The sequence below is a fragment of the Salipiger sp. 1_MG-2023 genome (genome assembly GCF_030547555.1).
Lineage (GTDB): Bacteria > Pseudomonadota > Alphaproteobacteria > Rhodobacterales > Rhodobacteraceae > Salipiger.
Genome location: NZ_JAUOQN010000112.1, coordinates 1 through 5,466, shown reverse-complemented (window position 1 = coordinate 5,466; position 5,466 = coordinate 1). Strand labels below are relative to the sequence as shown.

General features: G+C 62.5%; 4 protein-coding genes and 2 pseudogenes. 2 read left to right on the top strand and 4 right to left on the bottom strand.

Features of this window, described 5'->3' with window-relative positions; genetic code table 11:
- Positions 1–203 precede the first annotated feature (203 nt).
- From Q4543_RS23645 to Q4543_RS23630, 3 genes and pseudogenes are all read right to left on the bottom strand, one after another.
- Entirely contained in the window at positions 204–962 is a 759-nt protein-coding gene (locus Q4543_RS23645; protein ID WP_303442477.1) for a DUF6880 family protein, read from the bottom strand.
- An 89-nt stretch (positions 963–1,051) separates the two neighbouring features.
- A pseudogene (locus Q4543_RS24725) lies at positions 1,052–1,612 on the bottom strand (DUF6880 family protein).
- A gap of 164 nt (positions 1,613–1,776) precedes the next feature.
- Positions 1,777–2,088, bottom strand: coding sequence for an ETC complex I subunit (locus Q4543_RS23630; RefSeq protein ID WP_303442468.1), 312 nt, complete (start codon positions 2,086–2,088; stop codon positions 1,777–1,779).
- A 419-nt stretch (positions 2,089–2,507) separates the two neighbouring features.
- On the opposite strand from Q4543_RS23630, the gene uvrB reads away from it, so the two are divergent.
- Positions 2,508–4,706 carry an excinuclease ABC subunit UvrB gene (gene uvrB / locus Q4543_RS23625; protein WP_303442465.1) on the top strand — a complete coding sequence of 733 codons (2,199 nt, stop codon included), beginning with the start codon at positions 2,508–2,510 and terminating at the stop codon, positions 4,704–4,706.
- A 262-nt stretch (positions 4,707–4,968) separates the two neighbouring features.
- Positions 4,969–5,220: pseudogene (locus Q4543_RS23620) on the top strand (transposase); the annotation flags it as partial.
- Between the two features lie 27 nt (positions 5,221–5,247).
- On the opposite strand, the gene Q4543_RS23615 reads toward Q4543_RS23620, so the two are convergent.
- Positions 5,248–5,466: integrase core domain-containing protein (locus Q4543_RS23615; RefSeq protein WP_303442462.1), on the bottom strand; the 219-nt coding region annotated here is incomplete at its 5' end.

Here is a 5,466-nt window from a genome sequence, read left to right as displayed (position 1 = left end):
AAGCTGCCGCCTGAAATGAAACCCATGCTACAGCTTAGCCCGGCGGAAAACTGGTCGAAAATTCAGGACCACCTCTCCCTCCAGTTCGTGGGGCAGGAGCTTTGCAGGCCCGTCGAATGCACACTGCGGGCAAACTGCTCCAAAGGGAACGGACCTTCATGCGTCGCGCAGCGGAAGCTTACAATGCCCCGTACAGCCGACCTTCACCCGCCGAAAATGCTGCAAGATGGACGAATGGCCGGTCTGGAGAAACTGCACCGCAGCGCTCGGCCACGAGGCGAACGGCAGGCTTCCGTTTCTACACAGCCTCGGCCGGTTCCGGACCTCAATCTTGTCCATGACCAAGGTCCGGAGATCGGTTTTCCGAGGCCCACAGTGTTACCCAGCGCGAAGTCGATCATCGCGCGCCACAGCAGCACGGCGGCGAGCGGGTGATACGGGACGAGGGCGTCGGCGAGCGGGGTGAGGACCTCGTAGACATCGCCGTTGATCTCCTCGCTGCGGGCTTCGATCAATTCAGCCGCCAGCGGCTGGTCGGGGGCCTGCAGGCAGTAGGCCAGTGCCTTCTCGACCGGTTTGCAGGCGCGCACGATGCGGCGCGCGGCGTCCTCGGCCTCGATGTCCTCGAAGCCGGGCAAACGCTTGAGGTGGCGGCGCAATGCGTCGGGGCAGTGCCGCCGCTCGAAGCGGCTCCAGAGCGCGGCGCGTAGGTCGTCCTGGTCGAGCGCCTCAAGGCAGGCGAAATGTGCCTCGTCCAGTTCGGGCGTGTCGAACCATGGATCGCCGCTTTCGCCGGGCAGGGCTGCCTCGATCAGCCGCAGCGCGCCCTCGGGGCGACCCGCCGCCAGCAGCAGGGTCGCGGCGGAGGGAGCGATGGTGGAGTAGGTCAACTGCTCGGGCCTGTATTGCGTGAGCCAGCTGTCCACGTCGCCCTCGGCATCGGCCACGTCCTGCAGGATCATCTCCGCCGTACGGTTGCGCCCGGCAAGGGCGCGCTCGGCACGGGTATCGCGGTCGGAAATGAAATCGTAGCGGGCGAGGTCGGCATCGGTCAGCGGCGCTTCCAGGCCGCTTCGGCCAGCGCCTTGAGGCGGGACAGGCCCGCGTCCCCGAGCGTCTCCGCCAGCGCGGGTACGGCATGGTCAAAGGCACCGTAGCCATCGTCCGAGATCGCCTCAAAGACGCTGTCGGCCAAAGCTTCGGGGTCTTTGCTGAGTTTGGGAGCATCTTCACTGATCGCCGATGGTGCCGAGCCGCCGTCGGTGCGCTCATGGATCCCGGCGGCGCGTTGAAGCTGCGCCGAGAGCAGATCGAAAGCCGCGTCCGGTGCATCGGGCGCGATGCTGGTCTCGATGAGCGTCGTCATCTCCGCCAGTTCCTGCGCCAGCTTCTACTGCGCCTTGCGGGAGATGAAGCTGCGACCGCGGCGAATGGAGGCGAAGCGCTTGCGCATGTCGGCGGTGATCGCCTCGGGGCTCAGATCGGCGCAAAGCGCCATGCGCACCCGCCGCTGGTGCGCAGCGTCGCCCTTCACCGCCTCGAGCAGCAGGTCGGCCAGCGTGTCCGCACCCAGCTCAAGGAGGTTCTTCTTGTTTAGAACCTTGCCTGCCATAGGGGCCCTCCTTGGATGAAGCATCCTTGCGCGGGATCATGCGCAAGCCGCGCGCTTTGCAAGCATGTGCTAGATATGGAAAGAGCGCCCAATGGGCGCCCTACATGTAGATCCCGGGAATACTTAGCCTTCCTTGGGAAAAACTCAGGTGTCTCTTACAACGCTCAGTGCGTCCACGCGCCCTTACGATCAACGGCAAAGTTCTCGGCATAGCCACGCGCGCGGACGTTCGGCTTGCGTTTGTGCGGCGCGGCGACGGCGGCGTCGATGCCGTGCTCCTTGGCGTATTCCAGCGCCGCTTCCTTGCTGTCAAACTTCAGCCGCACCTGGCTTTGCGTGTCGTCCGACGACGTCCAGCCCATCAGCGGATCAACCTCGCGCGCAGAGCTTTGCGAAAATTCAAGCAACCAGTGTTTGGTCTTTGCCTGTCCCGACGACATCGCGGTTCTGGCTGGCTGATAGATCCGAGCGCGCATGGAATCCCTCCGAAAACATGTGGCCTTTATCGGCGATCCGATGTCTCGGGGCAAGAGATCACGCGGTTTCCAAACGATTTTGCCGCGCCGCAGATCGCGGCAAACAGCGCCGGACCAAATCGGACACCGGGGAGCGAGGGGGCAGTTGCGTCCGTCGTCGGACTGGGCCGGCTGTTTGCTGACAAAAGCTACGTCCCGCCCGCTGCTTCTGGCAACGCAAAATCCGCCGCACCAAGGCGTCGATCGGCCGGAAATTCGCGGGGTGACCAACCCGCTCTTGGCCTTTCGCAAAAGATCACTAGATTACAGCTGATGGCTCGGGGCGACCGGGCAACGCGCCTGAAATTTTGGCGGATGACGGGCTCTTGAATCTGCCACCCGCAAGGGCACATCATCGCCTTGCAGCCAAGGATCCCGCCATGCCCTACGCCCATTCTGACAAGTCCGCCCCGATGCTGCACGCCCCAGCCCCGGACGTGAAGGCTCGCGAAAAGCTTGAAGGCGGCAAGCGCTTTGTGATGCACACCACCTTCAACGCGGCGGGCGATCAGCCAACCGCCATCCAAGAGCTGTCGCAAGGTGTGCTCGACGGCGAGCGCAATCAGGTGCTGCTGGGCGCAACGGGCACCGGCAAGACCTTTACCATGGCCAAGATCATCGAGGAAACCCAGCGCCCGGCGGTCATCCTTGCGCCCAACAAGACACTGGCGGCGCAGCTGTACGGCGAATTCAAAAGCTTTTTCCCCGACAATTCGGTCGAGTATTTCGTCAGCTTCTACGATTACTATCAGCCCGAAGCCTATGTCGCGCGGTCCGACACCTATATCGAGAAAGAATCGCAGATCAACGAACAGATCGACCGGATGCGCCATTCGGCCACCCGCGCGCTGCTGGAACGCGACGACGTGATCATCGTCGCCTCGGTGTCGTGCATCTATGGCATCGGCTCGGTCGAGACCTATGGCGCGATGACGCAGGATCTGCACGCTGGCAAGGAATACGAGATGCGCAAGGTCATGGCCGACCTTGTGGCACAGCAATACAAGCGCAACGATCAGGCCTTTCAGCGCGGCAGCTTCCGGGTGCGCGGAGATTCGCTGGAAATCTGGCCCGCCCACCTTGAAGACCGGGCATGGCGCCTGTCGTTCTTTGGCGAAGAGCTGGAAAGCATCGACGAGTTCGATCCCCTGACCGGGCAGAAGGCCGCCAGCTTCGAGCGCGTCCGCATCTATGCGAACTCGCACTACGTCACGCCCAAGCCGACGATGAATCAGGCCGTGGTCAGCATCAAGCAAGAGCTGCGCCAGCGGCTCGATCAGCTGGTCAACGAGGGCAAGCTGCTGGAGGCCCAGCGACTGGAGCAGCGCACCAATTTCGATATCGAGATGCTGGAGGCCACCGGCGTGTGCAACGGCATCGAGAATTATTCGCGCTATCTGACGGGGCGCGCCCCCGGCGAGCCGCCGCCCACGCTGTTCGAATTCATCCCCGACAACGCGATTGTCTTTGCCGATGAATCCCATGTCTCGGTGCCGCAGATCGGCGCGATGTACAAGGGCGACTACCGGCGCAAGTTCACACTGGCGGAACACGGGTTTCGCCTGCCGTCCTGCATGGACAACCGCCCGCTCAAGTTCGAGGAATGGGACGCCATGCGCCCGCAATCGGTGTTCGTTTCGGCGACCCCGGCAAACTGGGAAATGGAACAGGCTGGCGGTGTCTTCACCGAACAGGTCATCCGCCCCACCGGCCTGCTTGACCCGATGATCGAAATCCGCCCCGTCACCACGCAGGTCGACGATCTGCTGGATGAAATCCGCAAGGTCACCGCGCAGGGCTATCGCACGCTGTGCACCACGCTGACCAAGCGCATGGCCGAGGATCTGACCGAATATCTGCACGAGCAGGGCATCAAGGTGCGCTACATGCACAGCGACATCGACACCATCGAGCGCATCGAGATCCTGCGCGATCTGCGGCTTGGGGCGTTCGACGTTCTGATCGGCATCAACCTGCTGCGCGAGGGGCTGGATATTCCCGAATGCGGGCTGGTCGCCATTCTGGATGCGGACAAGGAAGGCTTTCTGCGGTCCGAAACCTCGCTGATCCAGACCATCGGCCGCGCCGCGCGCAACGCCGAAGGCCGGGTCATCATGTATGCCGACCGCGTCACCGGCTCGATGGAACGCGCGCTGGCCGAGACCGATCGTCGCCGTGACAAGCAGATCGCCTATAACGAGGAACACGGCATCACCCCGTCCACGGTCAAGAAGAACGTCGATGACATTCTGGCTGGGCTCTATCAGGGCGATGTCGACATGAACCGGGTGACCGCCAACGTCGACATCGCGCGCGCTGGCTCCAATCTCGAGGCAGTGCTCGACGGGCTGCGCACCGACATGCGCAAGGCCGCCGAGAACCTCGAATTCGAGGAAGCCGCCCGCCTGCGCGACGAGGTGAAACGGCTCGAGGCGGTGAACCTTGCGGTATCGGACGACCCTCTGGCGCGGCAGCAGGCGGTGGAGCGCGCCTCGGAAGACGCGGTGAAATCGCGGGGGAGATCGACGGCGGGCAAGCCGGGGCAGCATGGGGGCAACGTTAAGAGGCGGAAGAGATAGATCTATAGAGGCTTTGTCGCCCAACCCCAGTCAGGGAGTCACTGCGTGACTCCAGCAAGATAGCGGGAAGGCATGCACAGTTGGTCTCCCACGACATGCAAGACCGCGCACGGCTCGTCTTGCAATGACAGTCTGAGGCAGCGTGGTTCTCGGGAGATCCCTTGACCGGCGACACATGCTTGCATGTGTGAGAGATTGGCTTGATCCTGACCTGCCTGACCACTGCCCGGCAGGGTGTTCCAAAGCAATGTCCCGAGATAGGATGAACGTTCCTTTCGGGATGCCCTTGAGGCAAACACCGGGCCTCGTTCAAAGCCTGTTGCAAATGCTCGGGCTTGATTGGTCTGTGCCCAATTTAAGTCCGCTGTGCCGGCGAGAGACGTCTCTGAACCTGAACCGACCCTATCGCGGGGGACGCGGGCCGCTGAACGTGCTCATGCCCTCTCGAGCTTTGGACAGCACAGGCATCACATCCAAGGGTGAAGGCGAGTGGAATGCCTGCAAGCATGGCGGTGTATCGACCTCGCGGAATCTGCTCAGGCTAGGCCGCTAATCTGAATGCCTCGGCAGACATGCGCATTGAAAGGGCCTGATGAGGACGGCAGTTGTTATGAAAGGCAATCCAGTCACCGATCACGCGCATCGCGTGCTGGATGCTTTCGAAACGCTGGCGATGCACGCACGAGCTATTGTCAAATCTGGTGTTTGGGCGGTCATCAAGCGGCGGCCTGATCTTGTGTTGATGGCTTGATGCCGTTGA